This is a genomic window from Nocardia neocaledoniensis (assembly GCF_003182135.1).
Lineage (GTDB): Bacteria > Actinomycetota > Actinomycetes > Mycobacteriales > Mycobacteriaceae > Nocardia > Nocardia neocaledoniensis.
In genome coordinates, this window is record NZ_QGTL01000005.1 from 263,508 (window position 1) to 283,793 (window position 20,286).

The window sequence follows — 20,286 nt, forward strand, 5'->3', positions numbered from 1 at the left end:
CACGGGTGTTCGACGTTCGGTGACATCGCCTCGATGTCATCGTGAGACCGGCTTCGGCGGCGCCGCGCCGGTGCCGGGACTGACGGCCGCGACCAGCAGCAGCGCCGCGCCGCATCCGGCCACGACCAGCCAGCCGGGTAGCGCGGCGCTCGCGAAACCGTCGGCGGTGACGTCGGCGACGAGACCAGCGGCCAGCGCGACACCGAGCGCCGTACCGAGTTGCCGTGCCGTGGACGCGGTTCCGGCGGCGACCCCGGCGCGCTCCGGCGGCAGTCCGCTCACCGCCGTGTCGGTGATCGGCGCGTTGGCGAAACCCACCCCGATGCCGACGAGCGAGAAGGCGGTCAGCAACAGGGGCAGGTTCATGCCCGCGGTGAGACCGGTGAGCAGCGCGCCGCCGAGCGTCACACACCCGCCCGCCAGCAGCAACGGGACGCGCGGGCCGACCCTGCCGACGAGATGACCGGAGACGGGCGCGCAGACGGTGGCGCCCACGGCCATCGGCAGGGTCGCCGCCCCCGCCGCGACGGCGGACCAGCCGGTGACCCGTTGCAGCAGCAGCGTGGTCATCAGCAACGTCATGCTGAAGGCGACGAAGACGGCGACCGCGCCCAGCACGGCCCCGGCGAAACGGGGGACCAGGAACAACCGAGGATCGATGAGCGGCTCCGCGCGCCGGGTCTCCACCCGGACGAGGACCGCCGTCAGCCCGGCCACCGCGAGGGAACCGAACACCGTGGCGGGCGCGGTCCAGCCGATCCGGGGCCCCTCGATCAGTACCGTGACCGCCAGCCACAGCAGCGCGACCAGCAGCAGCTGGCCCGGCACGTCGAGCCTGCGGGCCCGCGCGGCCCGCGATTCGGGAACGACAGCGCGCACGAGCAGGAACGCGACGAGGACCAGCGGCACATTGATCCAGAACACCGCGCGCCAGTCGAACAGGGCGATCAGCGCGCCGCCGGTCACCGGTCCCGCGGCCATGCTCAGCCCGAACATCGCGCCCCAGACGCCGATCGCCTGGGCGCGCTCCCTCGGGTCCGGCATCGCGCTGACCACGATGGCCAGCGCGACGGGCGTCATCATGGACGCGCCGACTCCCTGCCCGATCCGCGCGGCGACCAGGAACGCCAGGTTCGGGGCCACGGCGCAGGCCAGCGACGCGATCGCGAAAACCGCCAGGCCCGTGCGGAACACCCGCCGCCTGCCGAACCGGTCGGCCACCGCGCCCGCGGTGATCAGCAGTCCGGCGAAGGTCACCGTGTACGCGTCGATCACCCAGGCCAGGCGGTCCGCGCTGGTGCCGAGGCCGCGGCCGATCTCGGCGAGGCCGACCGTCACGATCGTCGTGTCCAAACCCACCAGGAACAGCGCCGAGGCGCAGATCGCCAGCACCGCCCATCGCCGGCGCGCGGACAGCGCGGGCGTCTCGGAGGTGATCGTCTCGGTCACACCACACCAGCCTTTCGATTCCACCGGCCGTGCGCCGGATGCGGTCGATGGTGCTCGGCGACCGCCACGCGACCCCAGCGGTTTTGCGGAATCTGCAAACATGGACCGATGGACATCGAGACGGCGGAGATCCTGGCGGCGATCGGCCCCCGGCTGCGCGCGTTGCGCCGGGAGCGCGGGCTCTCGCTGACCGTGGTCGCCGGGAGCGCGGGCCTGTCGGTGAGCACGCTGTCGCGGGTGGAGACCGGGCACCGCCAACCCACGCTCGATCTGCTCATCCCGCTGGCCCGCGTCTACAAGGTGTCGCTGGACCGGCTGGTCGAGGCGCCGGCCACCGGTGACCCGCGCATGCACCTGCAACCGCATCGACGCGCCAACGGTGGCGTCGTCGTGCCGCTGACCGGCTATCCGGGCCGCGTCCAGGTGTTCAAACACGTGCTCGGACCGCGCGAACCCCGGCTGGTCTCGCACAGTGGACACGCCTGGCTCTACGTCCTCGCCGGCACCCTGCGACTGCTGCTCGGCGACGACGAGCATCTGCTCGCGCCCGGCGAGACCGCGGAGTTCGACGCCACCGTGCCGCACTGGTTCGGCCCGGTCGAGGACACCCCCGTGGAGATCCTGCACCTGTTCGGGCCACACGGCGACAAAGCCGTTCCGCGCGTGACACCACCGGGAGTCTGACGCACGGTGGTGCACCATGGACCGGTGGACCACGTGGCCGCACTCCTCGACCGGATCTGGCGCACCGACGCGATCGGCATGCTCGGCGCGCTCAGCAGGCGGCTCGGCGACTTCGATCTCGCCGAGGAGGCCCTGTCCGACGCGCTGGCCGTAGCGCTCGAGCGCTGGCCCGTCGACGGCGTGCCGGACAGTCCCGCGGGCTGGCTGGTCACCACCGGGTGGCGCAAGGCCCTGGACCGGGAGCGGCGCGCGGCGGTCGGCCGGGCGAAGCTGGCCAGGCTCGCCGCGGAACCGGAGCCGGAACCCGGCGCGGACGACCGGCTGGCCATGATCTTCGCGTGCTGCCACCCGGACCTGCCCCAGCAGTCCAGGGTCGCGCTCACGCTGTACGCCGCCGCCGGGCTCACCACCGCCGAGATCGCCGCCGCCTTCCTGGTTCCGCTGCCGACCATGGCGCAGCGGCTGACCAGAGCCAAGCGGCACTGGCGCGAGCGTGACATCGGATTCGAGCCGCCGCCTCCGGACGAGTACGCCGAGCGGCTGCCCGCCGTGCTGGCGGTGATCTACCTGGTGTTCAACGAGGGCTATCTGTCGAGCGGGCGGTCGGCGCAGCGCCGGGAGCTGGCGGGCGAGGGTGTCGAACTGGCGCGGCAACTCGCCGCCTTGCTGCCCGCCGAACCGGAGGTCGCCGGCCTCGCCGCGTTGCTGGAGCTGCACCATGCCCGTGTCGCGACGCGCTTCGATTCCCTCGGCCGCATCGTGCTGCTCGAGGGGCAGGACCGCCGACAGTGGAACACCGCGGCGATCGAGCGCGCGGTGCTGCGGCTGCGCGCGGCCGTGCGGCAGGGACGGCCGGGGCCGTACCAGACGCAGGCGGGGATCGCCGCCCTCCACGCGCTGGCCCCCAGCTACTCGCAGACCCCCTGGGCCGAGGTCCGCGCGCTCTACGACCGGCTGTCCGTCCTGGATCCGTCGCCGGTGGTGCTGCTGAACCGGGCGGTCGCCACCCGTTTCGTCCTCGGCCCGGCCCCGGCGCTGGACGAGGTCGAGAGCCTCGGCGACCGGCTGGGCGACTACCACCTCTGGCACGCCACCCGCGCCGACCTGCTCGCCGCTCTCGACCGCCGGCCCGAGGCGGTGGCGGCGGCCGAGCGCGCCCTCGACCTCGCCACGAATCCCGCCGAACGCGAACTGATGTCGCGCCGGGTGGGGGAGTTGCGGCGCCCCGGCGCCTAGACTCGCGTCACCAGCGGACGCACCTCGACCGCGCTCACCCCCGGCGCGAGCGGCCAGGTCGACGCGATCCGCACCGCCTCGTCCAGGTCGTCGCAGTCGAGCACGATGACCGACCCGATCACCTCCTTGACCTCCAGGTACGGTCCGTCGGTGACCACCGGCTCGCCGTTCGCCCCGGCACGCACCGTTTTCGCGGTTTCCCTCGGCTGCAGCTCGATGCCGCCCTCGGTCACCTTGCCGGTCGGCTGCCAGCGCTCGAACCAGCCGTAGACCTCGGTCATCACGGCCTCCTCGGCGGCCGGGGACAACGCGGCCCACTCGCGGTCGTCGCCACAGATCAACATCGCGTACTTCATGATCACTCCTCGAAAGGGGAAGGGTTCTGTCCTACACGTGACGAACGGGCGGGATCTTTTCTCGACAGCTCCCGCCATCCTCGCCGACCCGGACCGGCGCTGTCGGTGGACACGGCTAGGCTCGACGCAAACGCGCGGCCCGCGCGACCTATGCTCAGGGGGAACCCGCCGTGACCGCTCCACACCCGCACTCCGCCGATCAGCCGGAGCCGGCCTTCCGGCGCGGCGAGTCCCCCGCCGTCCCCACCCCGGTGTTCAGCGCCGACCGTCCCGGCGAGACCGCGCCGCCCTTCGCCGAATCCGGCACCGCCACAGCGCTACCGACGTTCCTGGCGCCGACGGCGCATCCGGGACACGACGAGTTCGCCTAGCGTCCAATCACATTCGCCGCCACGCTCGGCAGATCCCGCGGCCGAGCCACGGCGGTTCGGCCGCTGCCGCACGCGATGGAACCATGGGCGCATGCTCGACGAGATCGACTGGAGTTCGCTCTGCCACGCCTACGGCCCGGCGGCCGACACCCCGGCGCACCTGGCTGCCCTCACCTCGGTGGACCCGGCGGCACGGCAGGCCGCGCTCGACCATCTCGACGGCGCCGTGCTGCACCAGGGATTCCCGTCGTCGGCCACCGCGCCGGCGGCGCATGTCATCGCGCGACTGCTCACACGTGACGAGCTCGCCCCGGATGTCCGGGTCGCGCTCATCGAATTTCTCGGGTGGGTCGCCCACGCGACCACGATCGCCGCGCGGGAACCGCACGGCGACGATCTGCTCGGAGCGCTCCAGCGGGCCGTCGTGGCGTCCTACCCGGTGGTGGTCGGCTTCCTCGACCACGCCGAAAAGTCCGTGCGCGAGCACGCCGTCCACACGGCGGTGTCGCAGGTCAGGACGCCGGCACTGAGCGAACAGCGGGCCGTCCTCGCCGCCCGCCTGCATGTCCGGGCGCAAGCCGATACGGCCGAACGCGCCTGGTGGGTGCGGCGTCTCAGCGATCTCGACGACGCCAGCGTCTCGCCGCTCCGGCCAGGGCGATCATCCGCGACGCGGACTGGACCGGCTTCGCGAGCACGTGGGGCCCATTGCTCCTGGCGGCGTTCGACCCACCCTACGACGACCGTCGAGGTCTCTCCCGAGCACAACGCGACATCCTTGCCGCCGCGGTCGCCAACCCGCGCCTGTGGAACCCGCGAAACGGCAGCTGTTCCTTGGTGTTCCAGCGCGCCGGCCTACCGTTCCACCGCGAATCTTGCGCCCGGATCGTGGCAGCGCCCTAGCGTCCCGCGCTCCGGGCGGGACGATCGCGGCCGGTCACCGCTGAGGAATCAGGGGAGGTCGATGGTCCGCGGAGCGCATCCGCAGGATTCGCCAGGGTGGAGGGTGACGGGCAGCGGCGCGGCGGCGGTGGGCTCGGGAGCCGTGGTCAGCAGGCGGTCGAGGGCGAGTCGGGTGATCGTGTCGATCGGCTGCTGGATCGAGGTCAGGGTGATCTGCGCGAACAACTGGGCGGGACCGGTGTCGAAGCCGACGACCCGGATCCGGTGCGGGATGTCGAGGCCGGCGTCGGTGATGGCCCGGACGGTGGCCGCGGCTTGGGCATTGGTGCCGACGACCATGCCGTGGGGCGGCTCGGCGCGGCTCCGCAGGTGCTCGCGCACGGCGCGGTAGGCGCCCTCGGCGGACAGATCGGTGTGGATGACCACGGCGTCGGCACCGGCGACGGCGGCGAACCCGCGGTGGCGCTGCTCGACGGTCTCCCGGTCGCCGTAGCGAACGTCTTCGGCGGTGAAGCCACCGACGAACACGATGTCGCGGCATCCGTGCGTCTCGCGCAGATGGCGTGCGGCGAGCGCGCCCGCGCCGACATGATCGGCTCCGACGATCGGGGAATCCACGGGAGTCCTGGTGTTGTGCACCCACACCACCGGCATCCGTGCCCGCGCGCACACCGCGCCCGTCTCGACGGGATCGACGGCGCCGACCACGATCAGCCCGTCGATGCCGACATCGGTGAAGGCGGTGGCGAATTCGCGTTCGCGCTCGGGGTCGTAGCCACTGTTGCCGATCATGGTGAGGTGGTCGCGCGCCCGCGCTTCGATCTCGGTGCGCCCCACCAGCGCCGCGTACAGCGGCATCGTCAGATCGGGGACGAGCAGCCCGATCTGCCGCCAGCGCCGCGGCCGCCGCAGCGCGCGGGCCAGGCGATCCGGGCGGTAGTTCAACTCGTCGGCGGCGGCGAGCACCTTGGCGCGCAGCGCGTCCGACACAGGTCGCGGGCCGTCGTTGAGCACATAGCTGACCACGGCGGTGGAGACACCCGCGCGACCGGCGACGTCGGCGAGGGTGGGGCGTTTAGCGGTCACAATCGGGTCCAGTCTGCTGGGCCGTCGGTCTGCGCCGAAGGCTTACGTTCATCGTGATTCCTACCCTGTCCGGTGCCGTGAAGATCTCTACGCTAATCGATTAGATCTTTAACTCTCGCGACCCACACTCGCAACAACCGACAGGTGAAGTAGACGTCATGGCTTACGCACGACTCACGGGAGTCACCCACCACGCCCCCGAGAACGCCCACGACAGCCTCGTGCTGTTCACCGGAGCCGACTCGATCACCCGCCTCATCGCGCTCGACGGGACCGTGGTCCGCGAGTGGCCGCACGCGGGGGTGCCGCCGCGTCTCCTCGATCCGGCGCTCACCGGCGGCAGGCGCGGTGACGTCGGCGTGCAGCTCGGCGAGAGCGGCGACGGCCGGGGTGGCATCTACGCCAACGGCACTGTCGGACAGCTGGATTGGTCGGGTGAGGTGGTGTGGGAGTGGGGCCGCCAGGCGCCCGGTGGCGCGGCCCGCCAGAACCACGACTGGCAGCTGCTGCCCAACGGCAATCGGCTGCTGCTGGTCACCGTGCCACGGGTGGTGGCCTCACTCGGCATCACCGCGGCGGTCGGCGATCAAGGCCTCTACGAGGTGGACCCGGACGGCGCGATCGTCTGGCAGTGGCTGGCCGGTGACCACCTCGACGAGTTCGGCTTCTCCGACGCGGGGTGGGCGGCGTTGCGCGCCACCGCCGCGCGCGACCCCGAGGACCCCTGGGGCTATCTGGAGATGAACAGCGCGACGCCGCTGGGCCCCAACCGCTGGCACGACGCGGATCCCGACGGCGTGTTCCACCCTGACAACATCCTGGTCAGCTTCCGCAAGGCGAACGTGATCGCGCTGATCGACAAGCGTTCCGGCGCCGTCGCGTGGCGACTGGGGCCCTACTTCGACGAGGAGCCGGGGGCTCAGCACCAGCGCGTCAACGCGCACAAGGTGCCCCGCCCGGTGGACCAGATCTCCGGACAGCACAATCCGCACCTGATCCCGGCCGGACTGCCCGGCGCGGGCAACCTCCTGGTCTTCGACAACCAGGGTGGGGCGGGCTATCCGCCCGCGCCGCTGGGTATCTACGCGGGCTCGCGGGTGCTCGAGATCGACCCGACGACCCGCCAGATCGTCTGGCAGTACACCGCGGAGGACTCCGGCAGGCCGTCGTGGACGTTCTTCAGCTCCTTCGTGAGCAACGCCCAGCGGCTGCCCAACGGCAACACCCTGATCACCGAGGGCATGCGGGGCAGGCTCTTCCAGGTCACGCCGCAGGGCGAGGTGGTCTGGGAGTACCACAGCCCCTACGAGGGCTACGGCGTCGCGGGCGAGCCGGAGGTGCGCGAGCCACGGGTGCCCGGTGTCGACCGGCTCACCCTGACGCCCCTGGTCTATCGCGCCCAGGCGGTGCCCTTCGACTGGGTCCCCGACCGTGTCACGGCCGTCGAGTGATCGGGAAGGACTGACCACCATGACAAGTACCGTGCGAACCGCCGACCCGCCGGCCGCGACACCGCGCGAGCGGCCCCCGGCACCGGGCCGGCGACGCGTCCCCGCGTGGATCTCGCGCGCGGGCTCGCTGGGCTGGACCGTCGCCGGGCTCGCGCTCGCCGCGCTGGCCTGGACGCTGCTCGCCGCCTCCGGCCGATTCCCCGACGCACTGCTGCCCGGCCTCCCCGAAATCCTCGGGGCCGCAGGTGATCTCCGACGCGAAGGCCTGCTCGCCGAAGACATCCTCGCCAGTCTGCGCCGCGCGCTCGGTGGCTTCGTCCTCGGTGCCGCCACCGGTCTCGGCGCCGCGATCGTCACCGCGACCACCACCCTCGGGCGCCGTCTGCTGCGCCCGGTGCTGCGGCTGCTCGCGCCCGTTCCCACCATCGGGCTCGTCCCGCTGGCCATCCTGTGGTTCGGGCTCGGCGAGGGCAGCAAGGCGCTGGTCATCGCGCTCGGGGTGTTCGTGCCCGTGTGGATCAACAGTCACGTCGGCTTGGCGAGCACGCCGCGCGACTACCTGCGGGCGGCGCGCTGCCTCGGCGCGGGCCGCGCGCAGACCCTGCGGGAGATCGTCCTGCCGGAAGCCGCTCCCGACATCGTGGCGGGCCTGCGCGTCGGCGCAGCGATGGCGTTCGTGCTCATCGTCGTCGCCGAGATGTCCGGCACCACAGCCGGTCTCGGCTACCGCCTCTACCAGGCGCAGCTGTTCTCGCAGGCCGATCGGCTGATCGCCTGCCTGATCGTGCTCGGCGTCCTCGGCGCGCTCGTCGACACGGCCATCGCCGCCGCCACCACCCCGATCACGCGCTGGGCCGCGGAGGAGCACTGACATGACGATCCACGCGCACGACCTGGTCGTGCACTATCCCGGAAACCCGGTGCCGACGCTGCACGGCATCGATCTCACCATCGAGGACGGCTCGTTCACGGTCCTGGTCGGTGCCTCGGGATCCGGCAAGTCCACGCTGCTGCACTGCCTGGCCGGCCTGATCATCCCGACGTCGGGACTGGTGCGCGACAACGGCATCGCGGTGACGGCCCCCGACCCGCGCCGCAGCGTCGCCTTCCAGCGCGACGTGCTCTTCCCCTGGATGAGCGTGGCCGACAACATCGGCTTCGCGCTGCGCGCCCGCGGCATCGCCGCCGCCGACCGGCCGCGACGCGTCGCCGAACTGCTCGACGACGTCGAGCTCGCGCGCTCGGTGCGCGACCGGCGGCCCAGCGAACTGTCCGGCGGCATGCGGCAACGCGTCAGCATCGCCCGGTTGCTGGCCGGTGAACCCGCGGTGCTGCTGATGGACGAGCCCTTCGCGGCCCTGGACGCCCTGACCAGGCTCAAGATGCAGGACCTGCTCACCGGCCTGTGGGCAAGGGCCCGGCGCACCGTCGTCTTCGTCACCCACGACATCGACGAAGCGATCCGCCTGGCCGACACCGTCGAGGTGCTCGACAACGGCCGCATCGCCGAACACCTCGTCAATCCGCTCGACCGGCCCCGGCCCGCGGACACCCTCGCCGATCAACCCGGCTACAGCGAGATCCGCAAACAACTGCACCACCGGCTCGGGATCACCCACGCCACCGTCTGATCCACCCCACCCGAGGACCACCCAGTGAAGACATCTCTGCTTCGAACCATCGCCGCGGCGCTCACCGCGACCACCCTGGCCGTCACCGGAGCCGCCTGCGGCGCCGCCGATGCCGACGACCCCACCACCTTGACCGTCGGCTTCGTCGTCGACCCGTCCTGGGCGCAGATCCCGGTCGCCGACAAGGCGGGCTACTTCGGCGAACACGACGTCAAGGTGAAGGTCGTGAACTTCCCGTCCGGCATCGAGGCCCTGCAGGCCGTGGCGGCCGGTCAGCTCGACATCGCCACCGCGGCCGATGTGCCGAGCTCCGCCGTGCTCACCAAATCGCCGACGCTGCGCGTGGTCGGCGACGGCGCGCGCTGGGAAGGGTCGCGAATCGTCGCGCGCCGCAGCGCGGGCATCGACAGCGTCGAGGACCTCGCGGGCAAATCGATCGGCACGCCGATCGGGACGAGTGCGGCCTACTTCGTCGCGAACACCTTGGCGCACCGGGGAATCGACGCGAAACTCGTACAGGTGTCGCCGTCCGCGACGGTGACCGCGGCGACCCAGCGCGATGTCGACGCCGTCTCGATCTTCCAGCCGTACCAGGCCCAGGTCGTGCAGGCGCTGGGCGCCGACGCGATCGAACTGACCGGCGGAACCTACCACCAGCACAGCCTGTACCTGGCCTCACAGCACGCCGTTACCACGAAGTCCGCCGCGCTCGCCTCGTTCTTCGCGGCACTGGACGACGCCGGGCGGGACCTGAAGAACCTGGCCGACCCCGCCGTGTCCGCCGTCGCCGCGGCCACCCAGCTCCAGCCCGACCTCCTGCGAACGGTGTTGCCCCAGTTCGACTTCGCCCTCCAGCTCGCCCCCGACCTCGCCGCCAAACTGGACGGGCTGGGCCGGTGGGCCAAGACCCAGGGCAAGATCCCCGCCGACACCGAACTGCCGAACTACGCGACGTTCCTCGACGACGGGTTCCTGCCGAAGCGATAGCGCCACACGATGAAACCGCCGGTCGGCCACGCGACCGGCGGTTTCGCATGCCGTCCTAGCTGTCGATCCATTCCCGCCAGCCGCCGGCGAGGACGAGGTCGGCCAGGCGCTGGTAGCCCTCGGCGCCGGGGTGCGCGCCGTCGCCCGCGCTGACCTCGGCGCGCCACACCGGGTCGGCGGCCAGCGCGCGGGTCGTGGCGATGAACGGGACGTTCTCGCGCAGGCACAATGCCGCCATCTCGTCGGCGATCGTCGTCACGCGCGCGAAATGCGCCGCGCCGGCATCGATCACCGGCGGCGGCCCGACGACGAGCACGCGGACGGATCGACGCCGGCATCCCGCGAGCAGCGTGGCGAGATTCTCCAGGCAGTCGGCGGGCTCGACGCGCACCCGGCCGTCCTCCTCCTCGACGGCGTCGTTGCTGCCGAACGACACCACCACGCGGTGATCGGCGTCTGCCGCCCTGCGCTCGTCGAGCTCACGTTCGTAGCGCCGCAGTACGTCCGCGGAGGTGTTGCGGCGGATACCGAGATTGAAGGCCGTCACGTCCGGGCCCGTGGCCGCGAGCACCCGCCCCACCCAGCCCCGGTACTCCGGGTCGCCGATGCCCTGGACGAAGGAATCCCCGAGGAAACACAGGCGCAGATCTCCACTCACCCCGGCGATCCTAGGAGACCTGGATCGCACTCCGGCCCACGACTATCGAAAATTAACGATAATGGTTATCATTAGCGCCTGCTCGAGGCTTGGAGGCTTTGTGGGACATCTGCTGATGGTGGAGAGCTGGGTCGGCTCGATGAGCACCCTGCTCCCGGCGGGAATCAAGGACAGCGGTCACGAATTCAGCTTTCTGACCAGGAGGCTCGGGCACTACCTGCGGCCCGACAGCCCGACACCCCACCCGCTGCTCGGCGCGGCGAACGTGTTCACCGCCGACACCAACGACGAGGCGGAACTGCTGCCCTACGTGCGAAAACTGCACGCGCTGTTCGGCTTCGACGGCGTGCTCACCTCGTGTGACTACTACCTGCCGACGGTGGCCGCGATCGCCGCCGACCTGGGCCTGCCCGGGCCTGGCCGCGCGGCCGTCGCCGCGGCGTGCAGCAAGCACCGGACCAGGGAGATCTGCGCGGCCGCCGGGGTGGCGGGTCCGGCTTTCGCGGTGGCGACGCGGTGGGACGAGATCGCCGATGCCGCTACCACGCTCGGCTATCCCCTGGTGGTGAAGCCGGTCGACCTGTGCGGCGGGATGTTCGTGTCCCGCGTGGACGACGAGACGCAGCTGCGGGCCGCGGTGGACCGGATCGCGGACTTCCCGGTGAACGCGCGCGGCCAGCGGCGCGCGCCGCAGATCCTGCTCGAAGAGTGCGTGGACGGACCGGAATTCAGCGTGGAGACGGTGACCGCGGGCGGGCGGACCACGGTGCTCGGCATCACCGACAAACGGATCACCGGCGCCCCCGCGTTCATCGAGGCGGGCCACATGTTCCCGGCGGCGCTGGGCCCGGACGACTCGGCGGCGATCACCGCACTCGCCGTCGCGGCCGTCGAGGCGCTGGAACTCGACGCCACCGTCGCGCACACCGAGATCAGGCTGGGCGCGGACGGGCCACGCCTGATCGAGGTGAACCCCCGACCGGCGGGTAATCGGATCACCGAGCTGGTGCGCAGGGTCACCGGGATCGACCTGGCGGCGGTGCACGCCCAGGTCGCGGCAGGAGCTACCCCCGATCTGACCCCGCGACCGACCGGAATCGGTAGCGCCGCCATCGCTTTCGCCGTCCCGGCCGAGTCGGGCGTGCTGGCCGGCGTCGACGGCGCGGACGGGTGGGCGGGCGACGGCAGGATCGTCGAGCAGAAGCTGGCGCGACCCGGCGCCGAGGTGCGGCGGGCCACCGACAACAACACCTACCTCGGGCATGTGATGGTCGTCGACGAAACACCGGGCACGGCGGGGGATCTCGCGCAGGGCTTGATCGACGACCTGCGGGTCGAGCTCGTCGCGGCCGGTGATCACGCGTGATCGACTCCACGGTGCGGCCGGCCTCGGTCGGTGACCTCGTCGCGTGGGCCCGCGCGGGCATGCTCGGCGTCGACCCGGCGAGCGTGCGCGCGTCGACGGCGTTCCTCACCACCTACGGCACCCGCCATCCGGGCCGGAACACGTCCTACCGCAACGAGATTCTCAGTATCCGGGTGGGCGCCGCCGTCGGTTCCTGCGCGCTCGAGCCCGGCAGCGCGACCGGTGAACTGGTCGACGAGTGCGTCGCCGCGACGATCGCGGACCTGCTCGACCATCCCGCGCCCGCGGTCCGGATCGCGGCGCTGGACGCCTACCTGATGCATGTCGCACCACATCCGCGGGCCGGCGGGCGGCCGGGGGAGCCGGTCGTGATCGACGGGCCGACCTCGCTGGCGAAGTCGCGGCGCCGAGCCGCCACCGTCGTGGACCTGTTGCCCGCCGGGGTCGGCCGAGTCCTCGTGGTCGGCGTGGTCGGATCCTTGCTCGCCGAGCTCCGCGCGCGCGAGATCGGTTACCTGCCCTGCGATCTCGCGGGCGGGGTCACCGAATGGGGTGAGCCGGTGTACGAGTCAGTGGCCGCCGCGCCCTCCGATGTCGACGCGATCCTGGCCACCGGGATGTCACTGGGCAACGGCGGCTTCGACGAGCTGCGCGGCATCGCAGCCCGCCGGGACGCTCCGTTGGTGCTGTTCGCCCAGACCGGCAGCGCCGTGCTGCCCTGGTTCCTCGGCGTCGGGGTGCACGCGGTGTCGGCCGAGCCGTATCCGTTCTTCTCGCTCGACGGCGGACCGAGCACGGTGTTCACCTATCGGGAGCAGCTGTGATCGCCGCGCAGCCCGCGCTGCTGCGCCTGATCGGCAACACCCCCGTCACCCGCGTCGCGGCCGGAAACAGCTGGTACACGGCCAAACTGGAGTCGGCGAGCGTCGCGGGCATGAAGGCGAGGGCAGCGGTCTCGATGCTGCGGGCGGCCGCGGCCCGCGGCGATCTCGCGCCGGGCGCGACGGTGATCGAATCCACCAGCGGCACCCTCGGTCTGGGGCTGGCGCTGGCGGGCAAGGCGCTCGGGCACCCGGTACGGCTCGTGGTCGACGACGAGCTCGAACCCGATCTGCGCGCCCTGTTCTCGGCGTACGGCATCGGACTCGACGTCGTCACCGAGCCGCATCCGACCGGCGGGTGGCAGCAGGCCCGGCTGGATCGGCTCGCCGAGCTGGTGGCCGCCGAGCCGGGCGCGTTCTGGCCCGACCAGTACGACAATCCCGACAACGCCGCAGGCTACCGGGCGATGGGCGCGGAGATCCTCGACCAGGTCGACGCCGTCGACGTGCTGGTCGCCGCGATCGGCTCGGGCGGGCACTGCGCCGGGCTCAGCCGGGTCCTGCGCGAGCGCTGGCCCCGGCTGCGGGTGATCGGCGTGGACGCGGTGGGCTCGCGCATCTTCGGCCAGCCCGACCGGCGCAGGCTCATGCGCGGGCTCGGCAGCAGCATCCTGCCCCGCAATGTCGCCTACGCCGATTTCGACGAGGTGCACTGGGTCGGCTCGGCCGAGGCCGTCGCGTCGTGCCGTCGGCTGGCGGCGGCGACCGGTCTCGCGGGCGGCTGGAGCACCGGCGCGGCGGCACTGGTGGCCGGCTGGGTGGCCGAGCGGGAACCGGGCGCACGGGTGCTCACCGTGTTCCCCGACGGTCCGCACCGCTACCTGCGCACCATCTACGACGACGACTGGTGTCGCGCGCACGGCCTGGGGGCCGGCGTCGCGACGTCCCCGACCGTGCTGACCACCCCCGAGGAGGAGGCGCACGGCTGGGCTCGGTGCGCGATCGTGCGGGACCCCGCGGCGCGACAGTCCGCGCCGGGCTCGTTCGCCGTGCCGGACTCCGCCGAGGAGGTGACGGCGTGAAACTCACCTGGACCACCGCACGACTGGAACTCGCAGTCCCGCTGCGGATCTCGCGGGCGGCGATGACCGGCCGCGACGCGGTGTGGGTGTGCCTGACCGACGACGGCCACGCCGGATACGGCGAGGTGGTCACCAGTCCACGGGCCCGCCTCGACACCGCGCGGATCGACGCCACCCTGACCGGCATCGCCGAGGCGATCACCCAGGACAGCGATCCGGCGGCCCTGCGCGCGCGGTTGCCCCGGCTGCGGGCGGACTTCGCGGACGCACTCGCCGTCGTCGCGGCGGTCGACAGCGCCGTCCACGACCTGCTCGCCCGCCGCGCGGGCGTCACCGTCGGCGCCCTTCTCGGACTGCCGCACCGGGATTCGGCGCCGACCGCGTACACGATCGGCATCATGCCCACGGTGGAAGCGGCCGACACCGCGAGGCGACTGCGCGCCGACGGTTTCGGTGTCCTGAAGATCAAAGCCGGGGCCGGGGATCCGGCGGCCGACCTCGCCCGCGTCCGCGCCATCCGCGACGCCGCGCCCGGCGCCGAACTGCTGCTCGACCCGAACGGCGGGTGGACCGCCGAGGTCGCGATCGGCGTGCTCACGGCGATGGCCGACCTCGGCATCGCCGCGGTGGAACAACCGGTCGCGGCCGGTGACCACCGGGCACTGGGCCGCGTGGCGCGAGCCGTGCCGATGCCGATCGTGGCCGACGAGGACGCGGGCACCGTCGAGGACCTGCGCCTGCTGCCGCCCGAGATCGCCGGCATCAACATCAAACTCGCCGAATGCGGTGGCCTCGACGCCGCCCGCGCGATGATCGCTTGGGCCGAGCGGCACGGCAAACACGTGCTGCTGGGCTGTCAGGCCAGCAGCACGCTCGGCATCGCCCCCGCTGTCCAGCTGATCGGTGCCGCCCGCTGGATCGACCTGGACGGGCACCTGTTGCTGGCCGAGGACCCGTGGACCGGGCTCGGCGGCCACGACGGTGTACTGCGCCGACCGGCCGCCCCCGGGCTCGGCGTCGAGGTGCGCGGGTGAACACGGTGCGGACCTTTCGCACGCTGCCCCTGTCGGTGCGGCTGCTGCTGACCAACCAGCTCGTCGGCAATATCGGCTTCTATCTGCTGGTGCCGTTCCTGGCCGACTATCTGCTCGACGATCTGGCCCTGTCGGCGGCTGTCGTCGGCGTGGTGCTCGGCGTGCGCAACCTCAGCCAGCAGGGCCTGTTCCTCATCGGCGGGTCGGCCTCGGATCGGCTGGGCGCGCGCGGCGTGATCGTCGTCGGCATCGCGATCAGGGCGGTCGGATTCGGGCTCTTCGCGATCGGCGGATCGCTGCCGGTGGTGCTGCTGGCCTCGGTGCTCACCGGGTTCGCCGGCGCGCTGTTCAACCCGGCCGTGCGGGCCTACATCGCCCGCGACAGCGGCGAGCGGTCCGCGGAGGCGTTCGCGTTGTTCAACGTGTTCGGCAACGCGGGGTCGGCGATCGGGCCCGTGGTGGGCACCGTGCTCGTCGCCGCGGGGTTCCGCCTCACGGCGGTGGTCGCCGCGGCGATTTTCGCCGCGCTGGCTGTCGCGCAGTGGCTGCTCCTGCCCGCGAAGGCCGTGGCGGCCTCGGACGGGGGAGTGCGCGCCGACTTCGCGACCGTGTTCACCGACCGGCGGTTCTGGGCGTTCGCCATGGCACTCATGCCGATGTTCGCGCTGCAGAGCCAGATCTATTTCCTGTTCACCCTGCAGGCCCAGGACAGCGCCGCACCCGGGCACGGCCCGGCGGCGGTGGCGGCGCTGTTCGTCGTGGAGACCGTCGCGGTGGTGAGCTTGCAGGTCCGGGTCACCGGGTTGCTGGTGCGCCGCACAGAGCGCGGCCCGGCGATGGCGGCCGGGATGGCGATCATGGGCGCGGCCTTCCTCGTCCCGCCCGCCGCCGCCCACCTGTCGCGCGGCTCCGGTACCGGGGTCGCCGACACCGCGTTCCGCGTCGCGCCGGTCCTGTTCGCAGCGGTCCTGCTGGCCATCGGGGTGACGGCGGTGCAGCCGTTCGTCAACGAGGCCATCGGCCGGTTCGCCGGCGCGCGGCTGACCGGCACCTACTTCGGCGCGTTCTATCTGGCCTCCGGCCTGTTCACCGTCACCGCGACCTCGGTCACCGGCGCGGTGCTCGACCGGGCAGGCGGATCGCTGACCTGGCCGCCCGCCCTGCTGTGCGCGGCGGCGGGCCTTGGCTCGGCGGCCGCGGTCCTGGTGCTGCACCGGCGCGCGACGCTGCCCGGCCCCGAAACCACCTCTCCTCCACCAGTTCCGGCGTCCACAGCGCGCCCGGCGAAAGGCACCGATGACGATGGCGAGTAACGGACCCGTCGTGTTCAGCGAGAACCTGCTCACCGACAACCCCGCCCTCTACGAACGCACCTTCCCCGACTCCGGGGAACGCAACGCCCGCTTCGTGCACGACCTGGTGACCCGCTTCGGGACCGGTCCGGCGATCCGGCTGCTCGATGTCGGCTGTGGCACCGGCCGCGACGCGGCCCGCCTGGCCGAACTCGGCTACCGGGTCGGCGCGGTCGACATCTCGCCGCGCATGGTCGACTACGCGCGGCAGCGCCATCCCGGCCTCACGGTGGCGGTGGGTGACGCCCGCACCGTGCGCACCGACGAGCCGGTCGACGTGCTCACCTGCCTCGGCAGCACCCTGCTGCACCTGCACGACAGCACCGATCTCGTCGCCGCGCTGCGCAGCTTCCACGACTGTCTGCGCCCCGGCGGGCTCGCGGTCTTCGAGATGCGCAACGGCGCCTTCCTGCTGACCGACCGTGGACGACGTGAACTGCTCGACGAGGAACTGGTGCGCGAGGTCGAGTGGGAAGGCGTCGCCTACACCTCACGCACCTCGCTGCGCGTCGACCTGCCCGGCCAGCTGCTGCGCCGACGCCGCGCATGGTCCTGGCCCGGCTGCCAGGACCCGGTCGTCCAGCACACGGCCTGGCGCCTGCTGTTCCCGCGCGAGCTGCGATTCCTGTTGAGCCTGGCCGGTTTCGACGTGCTGGCGCTGTTCGACGAGCCGGGACCACTGACCGAGCCCGCCTGGCCGGGCGAGGGCGTGCTCTCCGAAGAGCTCACCGGTGACCGGCTCCACGTCGTCGCCCGCCGGGCCGGGGTGACCGGGTGACGGGGCAGACCAGAATCGGCGTGGGCAGCGCCTTCGGCAGTTGCGGCGAGCTGCTGCAGGGCGTCACCGCCGAGGACGATCGGCACTTCCTGGTCACGCTGCCCATCCGCGGCGGCTCGGTCGCGCTGTTCGAACCGGGTGGCCCCGACGTCCGGGTCTACCCGCCCCACAAGACGAAGGCGCTGCGCCTGGCGACCGGCATGATCGAGCGCTCCGCCGCGCTGCGCGGCGGACGGCTGACGGTGTTCAGCGACCTGCCCGAGGGCAAGGGCCTGGCCAGTTCCACCGCCGACCTCGTCGCCACCGCGCGCGCGATCGCCGACGCCGAACATCGGACCGCGTCGACGGCCGAGATCGAGGCCGGACTGCGCGTCATCGAACCCTCCGACGGCGTGATGTATCCGGGCTCGGTGGCCTATTGTCACCGTGAGGTGCGCTTGCTCGCGCGGCTGGGTCAGTTGCCCGCGCTCACCGTCGTCGTCGGTGACGAGGGCGGCGCGGTCGACACCGTCGAATTCAATCGTCGCCCACGGCCGTTCAGCGCGGCCGTGAAGGGCGAGTACAGCGCCCTGCTGGCCCGCCTCGGCACCGCGATCGCCCGGCGCGACGCCGCGGGCATCGGCGCCGTGGCGACCCGCAGCGCCGTGCTGAGCGCGGCCCTGCGTGACCGCCCGCACCTGGACGCCACGATCGCGGCGGCGTGCGAGGCGGGCGCGCTCGGCGTCGTGGTCGCCCACAGCGGCACCACGACGGGGCTCCTGCTCGACGACAGCGATGCCGACTACCGGCGCAAAGTCGTCGCCGCCCAGCGGATCTGCGCCGAGTTCGCGGATTCGGTGAGCGTGCACCACACCTGGCGGCCCTCGCCCCCCGACGGTGCGCAGCCGCAGGCCGCCGGGGGTTCCGGCCATGATCACGCGATCCCGCCACTCGGCGAGCGCGCCCGCGAACACGTCCGGGGCCTCGCCGGTGGCCGCGCCGAGGCACTGCCCGGCCGCGGTGGCATCGCACGCTCGGTGGGCCCGGCGGCGCACCAGGAACCGGCGGAAGTGTGGGTGCGATGATCACCGTGGAACAGATCCGCTTCGGTTACGACGGCCGGATCACCCTGGACGACATCACCTTCCAGGTCGAGACGGGGTCGATCGTCGGCCTGATCGGGCCCAACGGGTCAGGGAAGTCCACCCTGCTGCGCCTGATGTACCGGGCGTTGCGCGCCGAGTCGGGGGCCATCGCCGTCGACGGGACCGCGGTCGAGGGGTTGCGTGGGCGCGAGCTGGCGGCGCGGCTCGCGGTGGTCGCGCAGGAGGCGCCCCCCGACACGCCGGTGACCGTCGCCGAGACCGTTCTGCTCGGCCGTTCACCGTGGGTCGGTGCGTACCAGGGCTATTCGCGTGCCGACCGGATCGCCGCCGCGGCCGCGCTCACCCACGTCGGCGCCAGGGCGCTGGCCGACCGCCGCTACGCGACGCTGTCCGGCGGGGAACGCCAGCGCGTCCTGATCGCCCGTGCCCTCGCCCAGCACGCCGACCACCTGTTGCTCGACGAGCCGACGAACCACCTCGACATCCGCTATCAGCACGAATTGCTCGGACTGGTCAAGGAACTCACCGCCACCACCACCATCGTGGTGCTGCACGACCTGAATCTGGCCGCGCGCTACTGCGATTCGCTGGTGCTGCTCGACCGCGGGCGCGTCGCGGCCGCGGGGTCCGTCGACGAGGTGCTGACCCCGGAGCTGCTCGAACCGGTCTACGGCATCGCCGTGCGGCGCACGAGTGCCTTCGGCGCCCCGCAACTCCTGTTCGGACCCACCGAGCAGGACACGCCGCAGGACGACCTGGCGACCGGGCCGGAAAACGGTGAATCAGCGTGCGCGCCGGCACCTTCGGCAACGGTGCTCGACACGGCGAGAAAGGCCACGTCCCGATGACGACGACACTGCTCGACGAACCCGTCGCCGACGACCTCGACCACGCCCGCCACCGTGGGCGAACCCTGCTGTGGGTGGGCGGTCTCGGCGCCGCGCTCGCCCTCGCCGTGCTGCTGGCCGCCGGGCTCGGTCCGGTCTCCGTCCCGCCGGGGACCGTCGCCCGCATCATCGGCCATCACACGATCGGAGCGCCCGGCACCGCCGACTGGAGCGCCGCTCAGGACTCCATCGTGTGGCTGGTACGGGTGCCCCGCGTCCTGCTCGGCGCCCTGGTCGGCGCGGCGCTGGCGCTCAGTGGGGCCGTACTGCAGACGATCGTGCGCAATGTGCTGGCCGACCCGCACATTCTCGGTGTCACCTCGGGAGCCTCGACGGGCGCCGCGGTGTACCTGCTGTTCGGCGTCACGGCCGCGACCACCGCGACGGCGCTGGCCGCCAGCGCGTTCGTGGGCGCCCTGTGCGCCACGGCGCTGCTGTTCGTCATCTCCCGGATCAACGGGCAGCTCACCTCCCTGCGGCTGCTGCTGGGCGGGGTGACGATCGGCTACATCTTCTCGGCGGCGACCAGCTTCCTCATCTTCGCCTCGGACCGGCCCGAAGGCGCGCGGACCGTGCTGTTCTGGCTGCTCGGGTCGCTCGGCTCGGCCGCGTGGTCCTCGGTCGGCACCACGGTGCTCGTCGTGACGGCCGCGCTGGCGGCGCTGCTGCTGATGGCGCCCCGGCTGGACGCCCTCGCCGCAGGCGACGACACCGCCCGCACTCTGGGCGTGGCCCCGAACGGGGTGCGGCTGGCGGCGCTGGTCGTCGTCGCGCTCGCCGTGGGCGCGGTGGTCGCCGTCGCGGGCGCGATCGGCTTCGTCGGGCTGATCGTGCCGCACGTCGCCCGGCTCTGCGTCGGCGGGACCCACCGGCAGGTGCTGGTGGTGAGCGCGCTGATCGGCGCGCTGTTCCTCGTGGTCGCCGACGTGTTCGCGCGCACCGTCTTCGCGCCGCGGGAGCTGCCCATCGGCATCGTCACCGCCGCGGTCGGCGCGCCCCTGCTCCTGCTGCTGATCCGCCGGTTCCGGCCGGCTACCCCTGCGTGAGAATCGCACTCCACGAAAGGAAT

Annotated in this window: 21 protein-coding genes; 16 read left to right on the top strand and 5 right to left on the bottom strand. The window is 72.4% G+C overall.

Features of this window, described 5'->3' with window-relative positions; genetic code table 11:
* Window positions 1–36: 36 nt before the first annotated feature.
* Entirely contained in the window at window positions 37–1,449 is a 1,413-nt protein-coding gene (locus tag DFR69_RS16730) for an MFS transporter (RefSeq protein ID WP_244198301.1), read from the bottom strand.
* Between the two features lie 108 nt (window positions 1,450–1,557).
* On the opposite strand from DFR69_RS16730, the gene DFR69_RS16735 reads away from it, so the two are divergent.
* Both DFR69_RS16735 and DFR69_RS16740 read left to right on the top strand, forming a co-directional pair.
* Complete coding sequence (locus DFR69_RS16735) at window positions 1,558–2,133, top strand: helix-turn-helix domain-containing protein (protein ID WP_110038490.1); 576 nt, start codon at window positions 1,558–1,560, stop codon at window positions 2,131–2,133.
* A 24-nt stretch (window positions 2,134–2,157) separates the two neighbouring features.
* Window positions 2,158–3,369, top strand: coding sequence for an RNA polymerase sigma factor (locus DFR69_RS16740; protein WP_110038491.1), 1,212 nt, complete (start codon window positions 2,158–2,160; stop codon window positions 3,367–3,369).
* On the opposite strand, the gene DFR69_RS16745 is transcribed toward DFR69_RS16740, so the two are convergent.
* On the bottom strand, window positions 3,366–3,725 hold the full coding sequence (locus DFR69_RS16745; RefSeq protein WP_110038649.1) for a YciI family protein: 360 nt from the start codon (window positions 3,723–3,725) through the stop codon (window positions 3,366–3,368). The two genes, DFR69_RS16740 and DFR69_RS16745, sit on opposite strands and share 4 nt — an antisense overlap.
* Window positions 3,726–3,895: 170 nt before the next feature.
* Here DFR69_RS16745 and DFR69_RS16750 point away from each other — a divergent pair, with 170 nt between their 5' ends.
* Window positions 3,896–4,096, top strand: a complete 201-nt coding sequence (locus DFR69_RS16750) for a hypothetical protein (protein WP_110038492.1) — start codon at window positions 3,896–3,898, stop codon at window positions 4,094–4,096.
* Between the two features lie 7 nt (window positions 4,097–4,103).
* On the opposite strand, the gene DFR69_RS16755 is transcribed toward DFR69_RS16750, so the two are convergent.
* Window positions 4,104–4,673, bottom strand: a complete 570-nt coding sequence (locus tag DFR69_RS16755; protein ID WP_146229304.1) for a hypothetical protein — start codon at window positions 4,671–4,673, stop codon at window positions 4,104–4,106.
* A gap of 374 nt (window positions 4,674–5,047) precedes the next feature.
* Window positions 5,048–6,085 (bottom strand): LacI family DNA-binding transcriptional regulator, encoded by a 1,038-nt coding sequence (locus DFR69_RS16760; protein WP_244198302.1) that lies wholly within the window; start codon window positions 6,083–6,085, stop codon window positions 5,048–5,050.
* Window positions 6,086–6,243: 158 nt separating this feature from the next.
* Here DFR69_RS16760 and DFR69_RS16765 point away from each other — a divergent pair, with 158 nt between their 5' ends.
* The 4 genes from DFR69_RS16765 to DFR69_RS16780 are packed head-to-tail and all read left to right on the top strand — an operon-like array spanning window position 6,244 to window position 10,154.
* Window positions 6,244–7,536, top strand: coding sequence for an aryl-sulfate sulfotransferase (locus DFR69_RS16765; RefSeq protein ID WP_110038495.1), 1,293 nt, complete (start codon window positions 6,244–6,246; stop codon window positions 7,534–7,536).
* Between the two features lie 19 nt (window positions 7,537–7,555).
* Window positions 7,556–8,407: an ABC transporter permease gene (locus DFR69_RS16770; RefSeq protein ID WP_110038496.1), complete on the top strand. Its 852-nt coding sequence runs from the start codon at window positions 7,556–7,558 to the stop codon at window positions 8,405–8,407.
* Window position 8,408: 1 nt separating this feature from the next.
* Complete coding sequence (locus DFR69_RS16775; RefSeq protein WP_110038497.1) at window positions 8,409–9,167, top strand: ABC transporter ATP-binding protein; 759 nt, start codon at window positions 8,409–8,411, stop codon at window positions 9,165–9,167.
* A gap of 24 nt (window positions 9,168–9,191) precedes the next feature.
* Window positions 9,192–10,154, top strand: a complete 963-nt coding sequence (locus DFR69_RS16780; RefSeq protein WP_110038498.1) for an ABC transporter substrate-binding protein — start codon at window positions 9,192–9,194, stop codon at window positions 10,152–10,154.
* A 55-nt stretch (window positions 10,155–10,209) separates the two neighbouring features.
* Here the strand turns inward: DFR69_RS16780 and DFR69_RS16785 are convergent, their stop codons facing one another.
* Window positions 10,210–10,812: a GDSL-type esterase/lipase family protein gene (locus DFR69_RS16785; protein ID WP_110038499.1), complete on the bottom strand. Its 603-nt coding sequence runs from the start codon at window positions 10,810–10,812 to the stop codon at window positions 10,210–10,212.
* Between the two features lie 100 nt (window positions 10,813–10,912).
* On the opposite strand from DFR69_RS16785, the gene DFR69_RS16790 reads away from it, so the two are divergent.
* From DFR69_RS16790 to DFR69_RS16830, 9 genes are read left to right on the top strand one after another with little or no spacing between them, the layout of a single operon-like run.
* The gene (locus DFR69_RS16790) at window positions 10,913–12,178 is read left to right on the top strand and encodes an ATP-grasp domain-containing protein (protein ID WP_186817526.1); all 1,266 of its coding nucleotides are present in this window, start codon (window positions 10,913–10,915) and stop codon (window positions 12,176–12,178) included.
* Window positions 12,175–13,002 carry a hypothetical protein gene (locus DFR69_RS16795; RefSeq protein WP_244198303.1) on the top strand — a complete coding sequence of 276 codons (828 nt, stop codon included), beginning with the start codon at window positions 12,175–12,177 and terminating at the stop codon, window positions 13,000–13,002. The genes DFR69_RS16790 and DFR69_RS16795 overlap by 4 nt, the downstream gene beginning before the upstream one ends.
* Window positions 12,999–14,081, top strand: a complete 1,083-nt coding sequence (locus tag DFR69_RS16800) for a PLP-dependent cysteine synthase family protein (protein ID WP_110038500.1) — start codon at window positions 12,999–13,001, stop codon at window positions 14,079–14,081. Before DFR69_RS16795 ends, DFR69_RS16800 begins: the two co-directional genes overlap by 4 nt.
* Window positions 14,078–15,115 (top strand): mandelate racemase/muconate lactonizing enzyme family protein, encoded by a 1,038-nt coding sequence (locus tag DFR69_RS34870; RefSeq protein ID WP_208643991.1) that lies wholly within the window; start codon window positions 14,078–14,080, stop codon window positions 15,113–15,115. The genes DFR69_RS16800 and DFR69_RS34870 overlap by 4 nt, the downstream gene beginning before the upstream one ends.
* A complete protein-coding gene (locus DFR69_RS16810) occupies window positions 15,112–16,428 on the top strand; it encodes an MFS transporter (RefSeq protein WP_208643992.1) in 1,317 nt (438 codons plus the stop codon). Before DFR69_RS34870 ends, DFR69_RS16810 begins: the two co-directional genes overlap by 4 nt.
* On the top strand, window positions 16,418–17,245 hold the full coding sequence (locus DFR69_RS16815) for a class I SAM-dependent methyltransferase (protein WP_110038502.1): 828 nt from the start codon (window positions 16,418–16,420) through the stop codon (window positions 17,243–17,245). The genes DFR69_RS16810 and DFR69_RS16815 overlap by 11 nt, the downstream gene beginning before the upstream one ends.
* Window positions 17,242–18,309, top strand: a complete 1,068-nt coding sequence (locus tag DFR69_RS16820) for a GHMP family kinase ATP-binding protein (RefSeq protein ID WP_208643993.1) — start codon at window positions 17,242–17,244, stop codon at window positions 18,307–18,309. Before DFR69_RS16815 ends, DFR69_RS16820 begins: the two co-directional genes overlap by 4 nt.
* Window positions 18,306–19,178, top strand: coding sequence for an ABC transporter ATP-binding protein (locus DFR69_RS16825; RefSeq protein ID WP_110038652.1), 873 nt, complete (start codon window positions 18,306–18,308; stop codon window positions 19,176–19,178). The genes DFR69_RS16820 and DFR69_RS16825 overlap by 4 nt, the downstream gene beginning before the upstream one ends.
* Window positions 19,175–20,263 (top strand): FecCD family ABC transporter permease, encoded by a 1,089-nt coding sequence (locus DFR69_RS16830; protein ID WP_110038504.1) that lies wholly within the window; start codon window positions 19,175–19,177, stop codon window positions 20,261–20,263. Before DFR69_RS16825 ends, DFR69_RS16830 begins: the two co-directional genes overlap by 4 nt.
* Window positions 20,264–20,286 lie beyond the last annotated feature (23 nt).